Annotated in this window: 14 protein-coding genes; 7 read left to right on the top strand and 7 right to left on the bottom strand. The window is 53.1% G+C overall.

Annotated features, from left to right (window positions below):
- The first annotated feature begins 119 nt into the window (after positions 1 to 119).
- The 5 genes from treR to nrdG all read left to right on the top strand — a co-directional run bounded on the left by treR (position 120) and on the right by nrdG (position 7,466).
- The gene (gene treR, locus ACJHXA_RS12395; protein WP_001181332.1) at positions 120 to 1,067 is read left to right on the top strand and encodes a trehalose operon repressor TreR; all 948 of its coding nucleotides are present in this window, start codon (positions 120 to 122) and stop codon (positions 1,065 to 1,067) included.
- A gap of 118 nt (positions 1,068 to 1,185) precedes the next feature.
- Entirely contained in the window at positions 1,186 to 2,607 is a 1,422-nt protein-coding gene (gene treB / locus ACJHXA_RS12400) for a PTS trehalose transporter subunit IIBC (protein ID WP_001297258.1), read from the top strand.
- 49 nt (positions 2,608 to 2,656) lie between these two features.
- Entirely contained in the window at positions 2,657 to 4,312 is a 1,656-nt protein-coding gene (gene treC / locus ACJHXA_RS12405) for an alpha,alpha-phosphotrehalase (protein ID WP_001298928.1), read from the top strand.
- Between the two features lie 393 nt (positions 4,313 to 4,705).
- Entirely contained in the window at positions 4,706 to 6,844 is a 2,139-nt protein-coding gene (gene nrdD / locus ACJHXA_RS12410) for an anaerobic ribonucleoside-triphosphate reductase (RefSeq protein ID WP_000187778.1), read from the top strand.
- A gap of 157 nt (positions 6,845 to 7,001) precedes the next feature.
- On the top strand, positions 7,002 to 7,466 hold the full coding sequence (gene nrdG / locus ACJHXA_RS12415) for an anaerobic ribonucleoside-triphosphate reductase-activating protein (RefSeq protein WP_001106222.1): 465 nt from the start codon (positions 7,002 to 7,004) through the stop codon (positions 7,464 to 7,466).
- A 44-nt stretch (positions 7,467 to 7,510) separates the two neighbouring features.
- Here nrdG and cybC read toward each other — a convergent pair whose 3' ends face one another.
- The gene (gene cybC / locus ACJHXA_RS12420) at positions 7,511 to 7,897 is read right to left on the bottom strand and encodes a cytochrome b562 (RefSeq protein WP_001533990.1); all 387 of its coding nucleotides are present in this window, start codon (positions 7,895 to 7,897) and stop codon (positions 7,511 to 7,513) included.
- A gap of 182 nt (positions 7,898 to 8,079) precedes the next feature.
- Positions 8,080 to 9,432 (bottom strand): metalloprotease PmbA, encoded by a 1,353-nt coding sequence (pmbA, locus tag ACJHXA_RS12425; protein WP_001162171.1) that lies wholly within the window; start codon positions 9,430 to 9,432, stop codon positions 8,080 to 8,082.
- 93 nt (positions 9,433 to 9,525) lie between these two features.
- Here pmbA and yjgA point away from each other — a divergent pair, with 93 nt between their 5' ends.
- A complete protein-coding gene (gene yjgA / locus ACJHXA_RS12430) occupies positions 9,526 to 10,077 on the top strand; it encodes a ribosome biogenesis factor YjgA (RefSeq protein WP_000166270.1) in 552 nt (183 codons plus the stop codon).
- An 82-nt stretch (positions 10,078 to 10,159) separates the two neighbouring features.
- Here yjgA and mpl read toward each other — a convergent pair whose 3' ends face one another.
- Positions 10,160 to 11,533: a UDP-N-acetylmuramate:L-alanyl-gamma-D-glutamyl-meso-diaminopimelate ligase gene (gene mpl, locus ACJHXA_RS12435; protein WP_001219792.1), complete on the bottom strand. Its 1,374-nt coding sequence runs from the start codon at positions 11,531 to 11,533 to the stop codon at positions 10,160 to 10,162.
- Between the two features lie 175 nt (positions 11,534 to 11,708).
- Between mpl and fbp the strand changes: the two genes are divergently transcribed.
- Positions 11,709 to 12,707: a class 1 fructose-bisphosphatase gene (gene fbp, locus ACJHXA_RS12440; protein ID WP_000853753.1), complete on the top strand. Its 999-nt coding sequence runs from the start codon at positions 11,709 to 11,711 to the stop codon at positions 12,705 to 12,707.
- Positions 12,708 to 12,739: 32 nt separating this feature from the next.
- On the opposite strand, the gene yjfF is transcribed toward fbp, so the two are convergent.
- The 4 genes from yjfF to ytfQ all read right to left on the bottom strand — a co-directional run bounded on the left by yjfF (position 12,740) and on the right by ytfQ (position 17,526).
- The gene (yjfF, locus tag ACJHXA_RS12445; RefSeq protein WP_000595986.1) at positions 12,740 to 13,735 is read right to left on the bottom strand and encodes a galactofuranose ABC transporter, permease protein YjfF; all 996 of its coding nucleotides are present in this window, start codon (positions 13,733 to 13,735) and stop codon (positions 12,740 to 12,742) included.
- Entirely contained in the window at positions 13,722 to 14,744 is a 1,023-nt protein-coding gene (gene ytfT, locus ACJHXA_RS12450; RefSeq protein WP_001339490.1) for a galactofuranose ABC transporter, ATP-binding protein YtfT, read from the bottom strand. The genes yjfF and ytfT overlap by 14 nt, the downstream gene beginning before the upstream one ends.
- 13 nt (positions 14,745 to 14,757) lie before the next feature.
- A complete protein-coding gene (gene ytfR / locus ACJHXA_RS12455; RefSeq protein WP_000205793.1) occupies positions 14,758 to 16,260 on the bottom strand; it encodes a galactofuranose ABC transporter, ATP-binding protein YtfR in 1,503 nt (500 codons plus the stop codon).
- A 309-nt stretch (positions 16,261 to 16,569) separates the two neighbouring features.
- The gene (gene ytfQ, locus ACJHXA_RS12460; RefSeq protein WP_000265933.1) at positions 16,570 to 17,526 is read right to left on the bottom strand and encodes a galactofuranose ABC transporter substrate-binding protein YtfQ; all 957 of its coding nucleotides are present in this window, start codon (positions 17,524 to 17,526) and stop codon (positions 16,570 to 16,572) included.
- Between the last annotated feature and the right edge of the window lie 11 nt (positions 17,527 to 17,537).

Here is a 17,537-nt window from a genome sequence, read left to right on the forward strand (position 1 = left end):
CTATGGCGATATAATACCTGCTGGCAACTAAACCAACGATAAACCAGACTTTACCCATTGCTGAATGCACGGGTAAAGTTAGGCTCAAATAATTAAACAACACGTTACAGGACAACAGGATGCAAAATCGGCTGACCATCAAAGACATCGCACGCTTAAGCGGCGTGGGGAAATCTACAGTTTCCCGGGTGCTGAATAACGAAAGCGGCGTGAGCCAGCGCACCCGCGAGCGTGTTGAAGCAGTGATGAATCAGCATGGATTTTCCCCTTCCCGCTCTGCGCGCGCTATGCGTGGGCAAAGCGATAAAGTGGTCGCCATCATTGTTACCCGCCTGGATTCGTTGTCAGAAAATCTCGCCGTTCAAACCATGCTGCCAGCGTTCTATGAACAAGGTTACGACCCAATCATGATGGAAAGTCAGTTTTCCCCGCAATTAGTTGCCGAACATTTGGGGGTGCTGAAACGGCGTAATATCGACGGCGTAGTGCTGTTCGGTTTTACTGGCATAACAGAAGAAATGTTAGCCCACTGGCAGTCATCGCTGGTTCTGCTGGCGCGTGACGCAAAAGGTTTTGCTTCGGTCTGTTATGACGACGAAGGGGCAATCAAGATCCTGATGCAACGGCTGTATGACCAGGGGCATCGTAATATCAGTTATCTCGGCGTGCCGCATAGTGACGTGACGACCGGGAAGCGACGTCACGAAGCCTACCTGGCGTTCTGCAAAGCGCATAAACTGAATCCCGTTGCCGCTCTGCCAGGCCTTGCTATGAAGCAAGGCTATGAGAACGTAGCAAAAGTGATTACGCCTGAAACTACCGCCTTACTGTGCGCAACCGACACGCTGGCACTTGGCGCAAGTAAATACCTGCAAGAGCAACGCATCGACACCTTGCAACTGGCGAGCGTCGGTAATACGCCATTAATGAAATTCCTTCATCCGGAGATCGTCACCGTAGATCCTGGTTACGCCGAAGCTGGACGCCAGGCGGCCTGCCAATTGATCGCACAGGTAACCGGGCGCAGCGAACCGCAACAAATCATCATCCCCGCCACCCTGTCCTGATCGTTTCCTGAACGATAAATTGTGATCTTCGCTGCGTTTCGGGAACGTTCCCGTTTTTAAATTTTTCCGCGCAATATATTCTGCAGCCAACCAAAAATGTCATCTGCCATGGGGCTTTATGATGAGCAAAATAAACCAAACGGATATCGATCGGTTGATTGAACTGGTCGGCGGGCGCGGCAATATTGCGACGGTGAGCCACTGTATTACTCGCCTGCGCTTTGTCCTCAACCAACCGGCCAATGCCAGACCGAAAGAAATTGAGCAACTCCCCATGGTGAAAGGCTGTTTCACCAATGCCGGGCAATTTCAGGTGGTGATTGGCACCAACGTGGGTGATTACTATCAAGCACTAATAGCGTCAACCGGACAGGCGCAGGTTGATAAAGAGCAGGTAAAAAAAGCCGCCCGGCAGAATATGAAATGGCATGAGCAGTTGATCTCTCATTTCGCGGAGATCTTCTTCCCGTTGCTGCCCGCGTTGATTAGCGGCGGTTTGATCCTCGGTTTTCGTAATGTGATCGGCGATTTGCCCATGAGCAACGGTCAAACGCTGGCGCAAATGTACCCTTCCCTGCAAACGATCTACGATTTTCTGTGGTTGATCGGTGAAGCGATCTTCTTCTACCTGCCGGTCGGGATTTGCTGGTCAGCGGTGAAAAAAATGGGCGGCACGCCGATCCTTGGTATCGTGCTTGGCGTGACACTGGTTTCCCCCCAGCTGATGAACGCTTATCTGCTCGGGCAGCAGCTGCCGGAAGTGTGGGACTTTGGCATGTTCAGCATCGCCAAAGTGGGCTATCAGGCTCAGGTGATCCCGGCACTGTTAGCCGGGCTGGCGCTGGGCGTTATTGAAACTCGCCTTAAACGCATCGTACCGGATTACCTCTATCTGGTGGTGGTGCCCGTCTGTTCGCTGATCCTCGCGGTGTTCCTCGCCCATGCGCTGATTGGTCCGTTTGGTCGCATGATTGGCGATGGCGTTGCCTTTGCGGTACGTCACCTGATGACCGGCAGCTTTGCTCCGATTGGTGCGGCATTGTTTGGCTTCCTGTACGCGCCGCTGGTGATCACCGGCGTACACCAGACCACCCTTGCTATTGATTTGCAGATGATTCAAAGCATGGGTGGCACGCCAGTGTGGCCGCTGATTGCGCTGTCGAATATCGCTCAGGGCTCCGCCGTGATAGGCATTATCATTTCCAGCCGCAAGCACAATGAACGCGAGATCTCCGTGCCTGCCGCTATCTCCGCCTGGCTTGGGGTCACTGAGCCTGCAATGTACGGCATCAACCTGAAATATCGCTTCCCGATGCTGTGCGCGATGATTGGTTCTGGTCTGGCAGGATTACTATGCGGCCTGAACGGCGTTATGGCGAATGGTATCGGCGTAGGCGGCCTGCCGGGAATTCTCTCGATTCAACCGAGCTACTGGCAGGTATTTGCGCTGGCAATGGTTATCGCCATCATCATCCCGATTGTACTCACCTCGTTTATCTATCAGCGGAAATACCGCCTGGGCACGCTGGATATTGTTTAATTTTCTTCGGGGCGCAATTGCGCCCCCTCGCATTTGCAGGAATAACGTAATGACTAATCTTCCCCACTGGTGGCAAAACGGCGTTATCTACCAGATTTATCCAAAGAGTTTTCAGGACACCACGGGTAGCGGCACCGGCGATTTACGTGGCGTTATCCAACGCCTGGACTATCTGCATAAACTGGGCGTTGATGCCATCTGGCTAACCCCCTTTTATATCTCTCCCCAGGTCGATAACGGTTACGACGTAGCGAACTATACGGCGATTGATCCCACCTACGGCACGCTGGACGATTTTGACGAACTGGTGACGCAGGCAAAATCGCGCGGGATTCGTATCATTCTCGATATGGTGTTTAACCATACCTCTACCCAACATGCCTGGTTTCGCGAGGCGCTGAACAAAGAAAGCCCTTACCGCCAGTTTTATATCTGGCGCGATGGCGAACCAGAAACGCCACCGAACAACTGGCGTTCAAAATTTGGCGGTAGTGCGTGGCGCTGGCATGCGGAAAGCGAACAGTACTATTTGCATCTCTTTGCACCAGAACAGGCGGATCTCAACTGGGAGAATCCAGCGGTACGCGCAGAGCTGAAAAAAGTCTGTGAATTCTGGGCCGATCGTGGGGTCGACGGGTTGCGCCTGGATGTGGTGAATCTGATCTCCAAAGACCCGCGTTTCCCTGAAGACCTGGATGGCGACGGGCGTCGCTTTTACACCGACGGGCCACGAGCACACGAGTTTTTGCACGAGATGAACCGCGATGTGTTTACGCCACGCGGGTTAATGACCGTAGGTGAAATGTCCTCCACCAGCCTTGAGCATTGCCAGCGATACGCGGCACTGACAGGCAGTGAATTGTCGATGACCTTTAATTTTCATCACCTGAAGGTCGATTATCCCGGTGGTGAAAAATGGACGCTGGCTAAACCTGACTTTGTGGCGTTGAAAACATTGTTCCGCCACTGGCAACAAGGAATGCACAACGTGGCATGGAATGCCTTGTTCTGGTGTAACCACGATCAGCCGCGCATTATTTCTCGCTTTGGTGATGAAGGTGAATACCGCGTGCCTGCGGCAAAAATGCTGGCGATGGTGCTGCATGGCATGCAGGGAACGCCGTATATCTACCAGGGCGAAGAGATTGGCATGACCAACCCGCATTTCACGCGCATTACTGACTATCGCGACGTGGAGAGCCTCAATATGTTTGCCGAGCTGCGCAACGATGGTCGTGATGCCGACGAGTTATTGGCAATCCTCGCCAGTAAATCCCGTGACAACAGCCGCACGCCCATGCAATGGAGCAACGGCGATAATGCCGGGTTTACGGCTGGCGAACCGTGGATTGGCCTGGGCGATAACTATCAACAAATCAACGTAGAAGCCGCGCTGGCCGATGACTCCTCGGTGTTTTACACCTACCAAAAGTTAATCGCACTGCGTAAGCAAGAAGCCATCCTGACATGGGGCAATTACCAGGATCTGCTGCCAAACAGCCCTGTATTGTGGTGCTATCGCCGTGAATGGAAGGGGCAAACCTTGCTGGTCATTGCCAACCTTAGCCGTGAGATCCAACCCTGGCAGCCAGGGCAAATGCGCGGCAACTGGCAGCTTGTGATGCATAACTACGAAGAAGCCTCACCACAACCCTGTGCCATGACTTTACGGCCTTTTGAGGCTGTCTGGTGGTTACAGAAGTAAGTATCCGCTAAGCCCCGGGAATGCCTGTCATTCCGGGGTTTTGTCTGTCAGCATGTTGTTTTTGTTGATTTTTCAACCAGCAAATTCATTAAAAAATTTACATAACGCTGTAGCGCCCGTCATCCGTACGCTCTGCTTTTTACTTTGAGCTACATCAAAAAAAGTTCAAACATCCTTGATGCAAAGCACTATATATAGACTTTAAAATGCGTCCCAACCCAATATGTTGTATTAATCGACTATAATTGCTACTACAGCTCCCCACGAAAAAGGTGCGGCGTTGTGGATAAGCGGATGGCGATTGCGGAAAGCACCGGAAAACGAAACGAAAAAACCGGAAAACGCCTTTCCCAATTTCTGTGGATAACCTGTTCTTAAAAATATGGAGCGATCATGACACCGCATGTGATGAAACGAGACGGCTGCAAAGTGCCGTTTAAATCAGAGCGCATCAAAGAAGCGATTCTGCGTGCAGCTAAAGCAGCGGAAGTCGATGATGCCGATTATTGCGCCACTGTTGCCGCGGTTGTCAGCGAGCAGATGCAGGGCCGCAACCAGGTGGATATCAACGAGATCCAGACCGCAGTTGAAAACCAGCTGATGTCGGGTCCATACAAACAACTGGCTCGTGCTTACATCGAGTACCGTCACGATCGCGACATTGAACGTGAAAAACGCGGTCGCCTGAACCAGGAGATCCGTGGTCTGGTCGAGCAGACCAACGCCTCGTTACTCAACGAAAACGCCAACAAAGACAGCAAGGTGATTCCAACCCAGCGCGACCTGCTGGCCGGGATCGTGGCTAAACACTATGCACGCCAGCACCTGCTGCCGCGTGACGTGGTGCAGGCACATGAGCGTGGCGATATTCACTATCACGATCTCGATTACTCGCCGTTCTTCCCGATGTTCAACTGCATGTTGATCGACCTGAAAGGCATGCTGACCCAGGGCTTTAAAATGGGGAACGCCGAGATTGAACCGCCGAAGTCGATCTCTACGGCAACCGCGGTAACTGCGCAGATTATTGCTCAGGTCGCCAGCCATATTTATGGCGGCACCACCATTAACCGTATCGATGAAGTGCTGGCGCCGTTTGTTACCGCCAGCTACAACAAACATCGCAAGACCGCAGAAGAGTGGAACATCCCGGACGCCGAAGGCTACGCAAACTCTCGTACCATCAAAGAGTGCTACGATGCCTTCCAGTCGCTGGAGTACGAAGTAAACACCCTGCACACCGCCAACGGTCAGACGCCGTTTGTAACCTTTGGTTTTGGTCTGGGCACCAGCTGGGAATCGCGCCTGATTCAGGAATCGATCCTGCGTAACCGTATCGCAGGCCTCGGTAAAAACCGTAAAACTGCGGTGTTCCCGAAACTGGTGTTTGCGATTCGCGATGGTCTGAACCATAAAAAAGGCGATCCGAACTACGACATCAAACAGCTGGCGCTGGAGTGCGCAAGCAAGCGCATGTATCCGGATATCCTGAACTACGATCAGGTAGTGAAAGTCACCGGTTCGTTTAAAACCCCGATGGGCTGCCGCAGCTTCCTCGGCGTGTGGGAAAATGAAAACGGCGAGCAGATCCACGATGGTCGTAACAACCTCGGCGTGATCAGCCTGAACCTGCCGCGTATTGCTCTGGAAGCAAAAGGCGATGAAGCCACCTTCTGGAAGCTGCTGGATGAACGTCTGGTGCTGGCACGTAAGGCACTGATGACCCGTATCGCTCGTCTCGAAGGCGTGAAAGCGCGCGTCGCCCCGATCCTCTATATGGAAGGTGCTTGTGGCGTACGTCTGAATGCTGACGATGATGTTTCTGAAATCTTCAAAAACGGTCGTGCGTCTATTTCGCTGGGTTACATCGGCATCCACGAAACCATTAACGCGCTGTTCGGCGGCGAGCATGTTTACGACAACGAGCAGCTTCGCGCGAAAGGTATCGCCATTGTTGAACGTCTGCGTCAGGCAGTGGATCAGTGGAAAGAAGAAACGGGTTATGGTTTCAGTCTCTACAGCACGCCGAGTGAAAACCTGTGCGACCGCTTCTGCCGTCTCGATACTGCTGAGTTTGGCGTGGTGCCGGGCGTGACCGATAAAGGTTACTACACCAACAGTTTCCACCTCGATGTGGAGAAGAAGGTGAACCCGTACGACAAGATCGACTTTGAAGCGCCTTACCCGCCGCTGGCGAACGGTGGTTTCATTTGCTACGGCGAGTATCCAAACATTCAGCACAACCTGAAGGCGCTGGAAGATGTCTGGGATTACAGCTATCAGCATGTACCGTATTACGGCACCAATACACCGATTGATGAGTGCTACGAGTGTGGCTTTACCGGTGAGTTCGAGTGCACCAGCAAAGGCTTCACTTGCCCGAAATGTGGTAACCATGACGCCTCCCGTGTGTCGGTAACTCGCCGCGTGTGCGGATATTTAGGTAGCCCGGATGCACGTCCGTTTAACGCTGGTAAGCAGGAAGAAGTTAAGCGCCGCGTTAAACATTTGGGGAATGGGCAGATAGGTTAATCTTCACTCTGCGCTAAGCAAATGCTGGATGCGGCGTAAACGCCTTATCCGGCCTACATTTGGCAACGGCTGTAGGCCTGATAAGACGCGACAGCGTCGCATCAGGCATTGATTACCGGATGCAGCCTACACGCGGACTGATAAGCCAGGCGAAATAATGAATTATCATCAGTACTATCCTGTCGACATCGTCAACGGCCCCGGCACTCGCTGCACCCTGTTTGTCTCCGGGTGTGTTCATGAATGCCCCGGTTGCTATAACAAAAGCACATGGCGGGTAAATTCTGGTCAGCCATTTACCAAAGCAATGGAAGACAAGATCATTAAAGATCTGAATGACACTCGTATCAAACGCCAGGGGATTTCCCTCTCCGGCGGCGATCCGCTGCATCCGCAAAACGTGCCGGATATTCTGAAACTGGTAAAACGCATCCGCGCCGAGTGTCCGGGTAAAGACATCTGGGTGTGGACAGGCTATAAACTCGACGAACTCAACGCTGCGCAAATGCAGGTTGTTGATTTGATTAACGTGCTGGTCGACGGCAAATTTGTGCAGGATTTAAAAGACCCTTCCCTGATCTGGCGCGGCAGCAGCAATCAGGTGGTGCATCATTTGCGATGATAAGTTCCCTGTTACCTGAGTGCAGGCAACAGGGAAATGAGGAATTAACGATACTTCTGGTGATAGGCGTTGCGGGTCGTTTTCAGTTGCTCTGCAGCAGTCTGCGCTTCTTTTACTTTACCTTCATTTGCCAGCTTCAGCGCGTCGTCAATCTGACCGACCAGAATGTCGAAACCGTGGCGGAAATCTTTCATTTCCGGGCTGTCCGGTGATTTATCTTCGAGCTTCGGCGGCGTTGCTTTTTGCGCATCCAGCGCTGCGGCGCGCATCATCGTTAACGCGTCTTTGACTTGCGCCGCGTTATCCGCTTTTTCGATCACTTTTAAATTGTCGTTGAGGGTTTCCATATTGTCTTCAAGATCAGCGGCAAACGACGCAGAACTGAATACCAACGAGGAGACTGCAAGAATAGCTAACAGGCTTTTACGCATTGCTCACTTCCTTTTTTATTTACACTTCATCCTTCACACTGCCTCATCGACGGCTACGCTCATTCGCCCGGGTCACGTACTGCGAGTACGCTCCCCGGCCCTCATTCACTTTCCGTCTCGATGCAGTGCGAATGATTTTGTGTAATTTTTTAGTTTATAGCGCGGCAGGTCGCGCCAGTTTTTTACTGCCCGGCGATTTTCATCTCCGGCAACAGCACAGAACCACACTGTATATTACTGCGTGTTTCAATATCGTTACCGACGGTGACAATATTGCGCCACATATCTTTTAAATTACCTGCGATGGTGATTTCACTAACGGGATACTGAATTTCGCCATTCTCTACCCAGAAGCCCGCTGCACCACGGGAATAATCACCGGTAATGGCACTCACGCCCTGGCCCATCAGCTCCGTCACCACCAGCCCGGTGCCCATCTCTTTGAGCATTTGTTCGAAGCTTAGCCCTTGTCCGGCAATCCGCCAGTTGTGAATACCGCCCGCATGTCCGGTGCTTTTCAGCCCCAGTTTCCGCGCCGAGTAGCTGGTCAGCAGCCACTGAGTCAGGATGCCATCTTTAATAATATCGCGACGCTCGGTGCGCACACCTTCGCTGTCGAATGGCGTCGACGCCAGCCCTTTCAGCAGATGCGGATGCTCTTCAATGGTCAGCCAGTCCGGCAGAATTTGTTTACCCAGCGAATCCAGCAGAAAGGTAGATTTACGGTAAACCGAGCCACCCGCTATCGCCCCCACCAGATGGCCAAAAAGCCCGGTTGCCACTTCATTGGCAAAAATGACTGGCGCTTTCATGGTGGAGAGTTTACGCGGTGACAGGCGCGATAAAGTACGGCGAGCACAGTCGGCCCCGACCCACTCTGGCGTTTGCAGATCGCTCATCGCGCGGCCAATGGTGTAGGCGTAATCACGCTCCATATCGCCATTTTCTTCGGCAATTACACAGCTGGAGAGCGAATGACGCGTTGAGCAGTAACCCTGCAACATGCCGTGGCTGTTGCCAAAAACTTTGACACCGTAGTGGCTGTTAAAGCTGCCACCTTCGGTATTGGTGATACGTTTATCCGCCTGTAATGCTGCCTGTTCTGCGCGGGCCGCCAGTTCAATGGCTTCATCCGGGGAAACTTCCGCAGGGTGGAACAAGTCGAGATCTGGTGCGTCAAAGGCCAGCAGCTCTTTGTCTGCCACGCCGGCACAGGGATCTGGCGAGGTATAACGGGCAATATCCAGCGCCGCCTGTACAGTACGGGCAATGGCCTGCGGGCTTAAATCGGTGGATGATGCGCTACCTTTGCGGTTCTGGTGATAAACAGTGATCCCCAGCGCGCCATCGCTATTGAATTCAACATTCTCCACTTCACCATAACGCGTGCTTACGCTAATGCCGGTGGTCTTGCTGACGGCAACTTCCGCACCGTCCGATTTGCCTGAGGCCAACTCCAGCGCAGTGGAAACTGCTTCTTCCAGAATCTTGCGCTGCGCTTCAACTTGAGAGATTACTTTCATTGCAAGTGCCATAATGTAGAGAGTTTCTCTGAAGTCTAACAGAGAACCGTTTTTCAGTGCGCATCTTAACTGGTAACATTAGCCTCTTTTTTTAAGGAGCCTGAGATGACTAAGCAGCCCGAAGACTGGCTCGACGACGTTCCCGGTGATGACATCGAAGACGAAGACGATGAAATTATCTGGGTCAGTAAAAGTGAAATTAAACGTGATGCCGAGGAGCTAAAACGCCTTGGCGCGGAAATTGTTGATCTGGGGAAAAACGCGCTGGATAAGATCCCGTTAGATGCGGATCTGCGCGCGGCTATTGAGCTCGCCCAGCGTATTAAGATGGAAGGTCGCCGCCGCCAGTTGCAGCTCATCGGTAAGATGCTGCGCCAGCGCGACGTAGAGCCTATTCGTCAGGCGCTGGATAAGCTGAAAAACCGTCACAACCAGCAGGTGGTACTGTTCCATAAACTGGAAAACCTGCGCGATCGTCTGATCGATCAAGGTGATGACGCCATCGCTGAAGTATTGAATCTGTGGCCCGATGCCGATCGTCAGCAGCTGCGTACTCTGATCCGTAACGCGAAGAAAGAGAAAGAAGGGAATAAGCCGCCGAAATCCGCACGCCAGATTTTCCAGTATCTGCGCGAACTGGCGGAGAATGAAGGGTAATTTTCGTTGTTGATGTGAGTATGGTTTGCCGGATGCGGCGTAAACGCCTTATCCGGCAATGCTATCTCAGGCTAAGGCCGAATTACTGCGCGGCTTCCGCTTTCTTCGCCAGACCATCCAGCAGTTTCTGATGGATCCCACCAAAACCGCCGTTGCTCATCACCAGAATATGGTCGCCAGGCTGAGCGGTTTTCACCACCATATCTGCCAGTGTATCCACATCGCCACTCCAGTGTGCAGGCTGAACGCAGGCTTCTGCCACTTCTGCCACCTGCCACGGAATATGCGCCGGTTGCAGCAGGAAGACTTCATCGGCACGACCTAATGAAGGTGCCAGATCGTCTTTGCAGATCCCCATTTTCATGGTATTCGAGCGCGGCTCCAGCACAGCAATAATGCGCGCCGTACCGCCAACTTTGCCGCGCAGCGCCGCAAGCGTTGCCAGAATCGCCGTCGGGTGATGAGCAAAATCGTCATATACCGTCACACCATTCGCTTCACCACGCAACTCCAGACGGCGACGAGCGTTAATAAACGAACCCAGCGCGTTAGCGGCATCTGCAGGCGCTACACCAACATGGCGAGCCGCCGCAATCGCCATCAGGCCATTGTGCATATTATGTTCGCCCACCAGCGACCATTTCACTTCGCCCACTTTTTCGCCATCCAGCAAGACTTCCCATTCAGAAGCGTCAGTGGTCAGCTTTTTCGCCTGCCAGTGACCCTGCTCACCCACCAGCTCCTGCTCGCTCCAGCAGCCCATCGCCATGGTCTGTTTCAGGTTGATGTCATTTTCCGGCCAGATAATACGGCCCTGCCCCGGAACGATACGCACCAGATGGTGGAACTGTTTCTGGATCGCTTTCAGGTCGTCAAAGATATCGGCGTGATCGAACTCAAGGTTGTTGAGGATCAGCGTACGCGGGCAGTAATGGACAAATTTAGAGCGTTTGTCGAAGAAGGCGCAGTCATACTCATCCGCTTCGATAACAAAGAAGTCGCTTTCGCCCAGACGCGCCGAAACCTCAAAGTTCCCCGGCACACCGCCGATCACAAATCCCGGTTTGTAACCGCACTGTTCCAGAATCCAGGTCGCCATTCCCGCGGTGGTAGTTTTGCCGTGTGTACCGGCAACGGCCAGCACCCAGCGGTCGCGCAGCACAAAATCGTGCAGCCACTGTGGACCTGACATATAAGGGATGTTTTTTTCCAGTACCGCTTCCACACACGGATTTCCACGGGTCATGGCGTTGCCAATAATCACCAGATCCGGCTGCGGATCGAGCTGGCTGGCATCGTAACCCTGAATCAGCTCAATGCCTTGCTTCTCAAGTAAGGTGCTCATCGGCGGATACACATTGGCGTCCGAACCCGTTACTTCATGGCCTAACTGGCGCGCCAGCATCGCCAGACCGCCCATAAATGTGCCACAAATTCCTAAAATATGAATGCGCATACGTCACTATCCTTTTTTAATCTGCCGCTCATTTTACGCATATGTCGGGCAAGTGAGAAACGCATTTCAGGATAATCCGCAATTTGCTGGCGCGATTCACCTGAGCGCAACATTGAGATTATTTGTTAAGATTGTTGCGGTCGCTTTACTCCATAAACATTGCAGGGAAAGTTTTATGAAAACGTTAGGTGAATTTATTGTCGAAAAGCAGCACGAGTTTTCTCATGCTACCGGTGAGCTCACTGCTTTGCTGTCGGCAATAAAACTGGGCGCCAAGATTATCCATCGCGATATCAACAAAGCAGGACTGGTTGATATCCTGGGTGCCAGCGGTGCTGAGAACGTGCAGGGCGAGGTTCAGCAGAAACTCGACTTGTTCGCTAATGAAAAACTGAAAGCCGCACTGAAAGCACGCGATATCGTTGCGGGCATTGCCTCTGAAGAAGAAGATGAGATTGTCGTCTTTGAAGGCTGTGAACACGCAAAATACGTGGTGCTGATGGACCCCCTGGATGGCTCGTCCAACATCGATGTTAACGTCTCTGTCGGTACCATTTTCTCCATCTACCGCCGCGTTACGCCTGTTGGCACGCCGGTAACGGAAGAAGATTTCCTCCAGCCTGGTAACAAACAGGTTGCGGCAGGTTACGTGGTATACGGCTCCTCTACCATGCTGGTTTACACCACCGGATGCGGTGTTCACGCCTTTACTTACGATCCTTCGCTGGGCGTTTTCTGCCTGTGCCAGGAACGGATGCGCTTCCCGGAGAAAGGCAAAACCTACTCCATCAACGAAGGAAACTACATTAAGTTTCCGAACGGGGTGAAGAAGTACATTAAATTCTGCCAGGAAGAAGATAAATCCACCAACCGCCCGTATACCTCACGTTATATCGGTTCACTGGTCGCGGATTTCCACCGTAACCTGCTGAAAGGCGGTATTTATCTCTACCCAAGCACCGCCAGCCACCCGGACGGCAAACTGCGTTTGCTGTATGAGTGCAACCCGATGGCATTCCTGGCGGAACAAGCGGGCGGTAAAGCGAGCGATGGCAAAGAGCGTATTCTGGATATCATCCCGGAAACTCTGCACCAGCGCCGTTCGTTCTTTGTCGGCAACGACCATATGGTTGAAGATGTCGAACGCTTTATCCGTGAATTCCCGGACGCGTAATCTCCTGCGCCTCTCCACACGGAGAGGCGTTTTTATCGCTGCGCAATATTGACTCTTGTCACTGGCGAACTCTGACGATTCTCCCACAGCACCGTTAATCCACGCTGTAAGGCAATAAAAATGAACAGCAAAATGCCGATGGCGATTTTCGTCCACCAGGAACTCAGCGTACCGTCAAAGTTGATATAAGTCTGAATTAGCCCCTGAATCGCCACGCCAAAAAGCGTCCCTAATACCGTTCCAACGCCACCGCTCAAAAGCGTACCGCCAATTACCACTGAGGCGATAGCATCCAGTTCCACACCTACGCCCGCCAGCGCATATCCGGCCTGGGTATAAATCGAGAAGACAATCCCCGCCAGCGTTGCCAGTCCGGTGGAGAGCATATAAATGCGAATAGTGGTGCTGCGGGTAGAAATCCCCATCAGGTTTGCCGACGTTGCGTTGCCGCCAATGGCGTATACCTGATTGCCAAAACGGGTACGATGCGCAAGGAAAATACCGATAACCACCACCGCCAGCATCAACAGCCCCATCGCACTAAGGCGACCGCCGCCGGGGATTTTCCACGCAAGGCTTGAGAGCGTGTCATAAATGGGATGGTTTATCGGAATCGACTCTTCCGAAACGAGATAGCTGACGCCGCGCAAAAAGAACATCCCCGCAAGCGTAATGATAAATGCCGGGATCTTCAGGGCGTCGATCAGAAGCCCCATAAATGCGCCGAAGGCACAGCCCATCACCAGCACTAGCGGAAACGCCAGCAGCGGCGAGAGGCCGAAATCGCCAACCACTTTTGCCAGAAACACGCCAGTAAAGGCGATCACCGAACCGACGGAGAGATCGATACCGCCAGAGAGGATCACAAAGGTCATGCCAACGGCGATTATCCCAAGAAAGGCGTTATCGGTCAGGATATTGCAGATCACTCTTGTGGAAGCAAAACCGGGAAACTGCGTCAGGCAGTAGAAATAGCCCAGCACAAAGACGCCGATGGTGATCATCAGTGGCAAATTACGTTTTATCATGGCTACGTACTCCTTTAATCAGACTGATAAAGCGTTGCGACTGAACAATCAGCACACAAAGCACCACCACCGCTTTTACGACCTGGTTCATCTCCGGCGGAAAGCCAGAAAGTAAAATTCCGGTGTTCATCCCCTGAATAATCAGCGCCCCCACGACTGAGAGCAGCAGGTTAAAGCGCCCGCCCATCAGCGATCCGCCGCCAATCACCACCGCAAGAATGGCGTCCAGCTCCAGCCATAACCCGGCGTTATTGGCATCGGCACCGCGAATATCCGCCGCCACGATAATGCCCGCAATCGCCGCACACAGCCCGCTCAACACGTAGGTGAGCATGACGATGATCCGCGTGTTTACCCCGGCATTTTTTGCCGCCCGAATGTTGATACCAACGGCTTCGATAAACATCCCCAGCGCCGTTTTGCGGGTCAACAGCCAGAACAGGAGAAGCGTCAGCACCGCGATAATGACCGGCGTTGGCAGGAACAACAGCGATCCGCTGCCAAACCATGAGAGATCCGGCGAGTTAAACGTGACGATCTGCCCGGCGGTGATCAGTTGCGCCACGCCGCGCCCGGCGACCATCAGGATCAGGGTGGCGACAAACGGCTGAATTTTGAGGATCGCTACCAGTATGCCGTTCCACAATCCCGCCAGGATGCCGGTGCCCAGGGCGCTTAACAAAACAATCGGCAGGCTGAATCCCGCGACCGTCATCGCAGCCGTTGTGGCTCCGGCGATAGCCATCACCGCCCCTACGGAGAGATCAATCCCACCGGTGGCGATCACCAGCGTCATACCAATCGCCAGTAACGCAACGGGTGCTGCACGGTTAAGAATGTCTATGGGGCTACCGAACAAACGCCCATCCTGAAGCACTACCTGCCAGAAATGCGGGGCTACCAGGCTGTCGACCAGCAGCACCAGCAATAGTGCTACCAGCTGCGACATTCCCGTTGGCCAGCGAAAGCGCCTTTTCGGCGGCGTAGTGTCCGGGAGAGATTGAGGCATCACACTGTTCTCCTTACGCCGCAATGGCGTTCATGATCGCCGGAACGGAAAGCTCTGCCAGCGGGATCTCCGCCACCTGTTTGCGATCGCGCATGATGATCACCCGGTCGGCATAGCCCACCAGTTCTTCCAGTTCGGAGGAGATCACCAGCAGCGCCAGACCATCGGCGCATAGCGTTTCAATCAGGCGGATGATCTCGGCGTGGGCACCAACATCAATGCCACGGGTTGGCTCATCGAGGATCAGAAATTGCGGACGAGTCAGTAGCCAACGTGAAAGCAATACTTTTTGCTGATTGCCGCCGGAGAGAAATTCAATCGGTTGTTCAGTTGAAGGTGTGCGAATGCCAAGCTGGCGGATAAAGCGTTCGGCAATTTCTTGCTGTTCTTTACGGGAAATGGGTCGTAGCCAGCCGCGCTGGGCCTGGAGAGCGAGGATGATATTTTCCCGCACCGAGGCGGCAGCGATGATGCCATCGGTTTTCCTGTCTTCCGGGCAGAAGCCGATGCCCAGTACCGAAGCCTGATGTGGCGATCGCAGGGTTTGCGGTTTGCCTTTGATCAACGCCGTGCCGCTGTCAGCAGGTTTGATACCGAAGATCACTTCGGCGGTTTCGGTACGTCCTGATCCCAGCAAGCCTGCCAGGCCGACGATCTCGCCGGGGCGCACTTCGAGATCAAACGGTGCGATCGTTCCTTTTTTGCCGTAATTTTTGAACGCGGCAACGGGTTTGTCGCTCAACAATGTTCGCCCGGCACGCTGTAGCGCGTGGGTATCCAGCTCGCGCCCCAGCATCATTTTTACCAGTTCGATCTGCGGTAGCTCGCGCGTTTCCCGACAGCCTACGAAACTGCCGTTGCGTAAGACGGTGATCCGATCGCTGACCTGATAGACCTGATCGAGAAAGTGAGTGACAAAGATCAGGCTGACGCCGCGATCGCGCAACTGACGCATCAGGCCAAACAGTAATTCTACTTCCTGAGTGTCGAGACTGGCGGTGGGTTCATCGAGGATCAGCACTTTGGCAGAGAGATCGATAGCCCGGCAAATGGCGACGATTTGCTGCATCGCGACTGAAAAGCGGTTAAGCGGTTCACGCACGTCGAGGGAGAAACCGTAAGATGTCATCAGTTCGGTGGCACGCTTTTCCATCTCTTTGCGGCGTAGAAAGCCGAAACGTTTGGGTTCGCGACCTATGAATAGATTATCAGCGACCGACATATTGGGTAGCAGGTTGACTTCCTGATAAACGGTTCCGATGCCGAGTTGTTGTGCATGGGCGGTATTTTTCGGTGAGATAGCCTGGCCTTCCAGCCAGATGGTGCCGCGATCGGCGTGGTATACACCGGTTAATGCTTTGATTAGCGTCGATTTTCCCGCCCCGTTTTCACCGAGCAGCGCCATGATTTCGCCACGGCGCAGGCTGAAATCAACGTTGTCTAACGCTTTGACGCCGGGGAAAAATTTACTTAATCCTTCGGTGCGGAGGATTTCCTGGTGTTGGTCGGTCGTCATGGTTTCCCCCTTAGCCACGCTCTAAAAGTCTGGGAATAGATCGTGCCTGATGTTAAGAGCTGCGCCGTTTGTCCCCCTCACCCTAACCCTCTCCCCGAAGGGGCGAGGGGACAGATTGTGCACGGTGTTAAGTCCGGTGTTGCACCACTGCCGGATGCGGCGTGAACGCCTTATCCGGCCTACACAGAGCACCGAACTCGTAGGCATGATAAGACGCGGTAAGCGTCGCATCAGGCTTCAGCGCACCACCGCCGGATGCGGCGCGAGCGCCTTATCCGGCCTACGAATCGGCATCAGGCATAGCAACCCTCAATACCCCATATTTTTCTTCTTCTCTAACTCTTCTTTTGCGGTATCAGGCAGGTAAAGGGTGGATTTGGTTAACGTCAGCTTTTCAGGCATGGTGCCGTCTTTTTTGTATTTCTCCAGCGCGTCAAAAGCGGGTCCCGCCATATTCGGCGTCAGTTCAACACTGGCGTTCGCTTCGCCATCAATCATCGCTTTGTAGATGTCCGGTACACCGTCAATGGAACCCGTGAGGATATCTTTGCCCGGTTTCAGGCCCGCTTCTTTAATTGCCTGAATTGCGCCAATCACCATGTCATCGTTATGGGCGTAAACCATGCAGATGTTTTTGCCGTTGTTTTCCGCTTTGATAAAGCTTTCCATGACTTCTTTGCCTTTACTGCGGGTAAAGTCACCTGACTGCGAGCGGATAATTTTGATATTTGGCGCATTCTTAATGGCTTCGGCAAAGCCTTTCTTGCGGTCAATGGCGACGCTGGCCCCAACGGTGCCCTGCAGCTCCACCACGTTGCATGGTTTGCCATTCACTTCTTTTACCAGCCAGTCACCGATCAACTTACCTTCGAGGATGTTGTCGGCAGTAACGGTGGTCATATAGAGAGATTTGTCTTTCACATCGATGGAACGGTCGAGCAAGAAGACCGGGATTTCGGCATCTTTCGCCTCTTTTAATACCGGTTCCCAACCTGTCGCGACCACCGGAGCGATAAAGATCGCATCCACCCCTTGCGCGACGAAGGAACGTACCGCTTTAATCTGGTTTTCCTGCTTTTGCTGACCATCGGCAATTTTCAGCGTAATTCCGCGTTTTTCGGCCTCACTTTTCGCCACATTGGTTTCTGCAGCGCGCCAGCCGGATTCCGATCCGACCTGCGAAAATCCTACGGTTAATGGAGCGGCCAACGCCATAGACGACATGGCTGCCGAGACTGCAGAGACTACAAGTAAGCGTTTCCACATAGGGTTGTCCT

The organism is Escherichia sp. WS33 (assembly GCF_046486385.1).
Taxonomy (GTDB): Bacteria; Pseudomonadota; Gammaproteobacteria; order Enterobacterales; family Enterobacteriaceae; genus ECMA0423.

Excerpts from the sequence above, each read along its gene's own strand:
- pmbA (WP_001162171.1), bottom strand. The coding sequence starts at position 9,432 with ATGGCACTTGCAATGAAAGTAATCTCTCAAGTTGAAGCGCAGCGCAAG.
- mpl (WP_001219792.1), bottom strand. The coding sequence starts at position 11,533 with ATGCGCATTCATATTTTAGGAATTTGTGGCACATTTATGGGCGGTCTG.
- ytfQ (WP_000265933.1), bottom strand. The coding sequence starts at position 17,526 with ATGTGGAAACGCTTACTTGTAGTCTCTGCAGTCTCGGCAGCCATGTCG.
- treC (WP_001298928.1), top strand. The coding sequence starts at position 2,657 with ATGACTAATCTTCCCCACTGGTGGCAAAACGGCGTTATCTACCAGATT.
- treB (WP_001297258.1), top strand. The coding sequence starts at position 1,186 with ATGATGAGCAAAATAAACCAAACGGATATCGATCGGTTGATTGAACTG.
- nrdG (WP_001106222.1), top strand. The coding sequence starts at position 7,002 with ATGAATTATCATCAGTACTATCCTGTCGACATCGTCAACGGCCCCGGC.
- nrdD (WP_000187778.1), top strand. The coding sequence starts at position 4,706 with ATGACACCGCATGTGATGAAACGAGACGGCTGCAAAGTGCCGTTTAAA.
- ytfR (WP_000205793.1), bottom strand. The coding sequence starts at position 16,260 with ATGACGACCGACCAACACCAGGAAATCCTCCGCACCGAAGGATTAAGT.
- yjgA (WP_000166270.1), top strand. The coding sequence starts at position 9,526 with ATGACTAAGCAGCCCGAAGACTGGCTCGACGACGTTCCCGGTGATGAC.
- yjfF (WP_000595986.1), bottom strand. The coding sequence starts at position 13,735 with ATGATAAAACGTAATTTGCCACTGATGATCACCATCGGCGTCTTTGTG.
- ytfT (WP_001339490.1), bottom strand. The coding sequence starts at position 14,744 with ATGCCTCAATCTCTCCCGGACACTACGCCGCCGAAAAGGCGCTTTCGC.
- treR (WP_001181332.1), top strand. The coding sequence starts at position 120 with ATGCAAAATCGGCTGACCATCAAAGACATCGCACGCTTAAGCGGCGTG.
- cybC (WP_001533990.1), bottom strand. The coding sequence starts at position 7,897 with ATGCGTAAAAGCCTGTTAGCTATTCTTGCAGTCTCCTCGTTGGTATTC.
- fbp (WP_000853753.1), top strand. The coding sequence starts at position 11,709 with ATGAAAACGTTAGGTGAATTTATTGTCGAAAAGCAGCACGAGTTTTCT.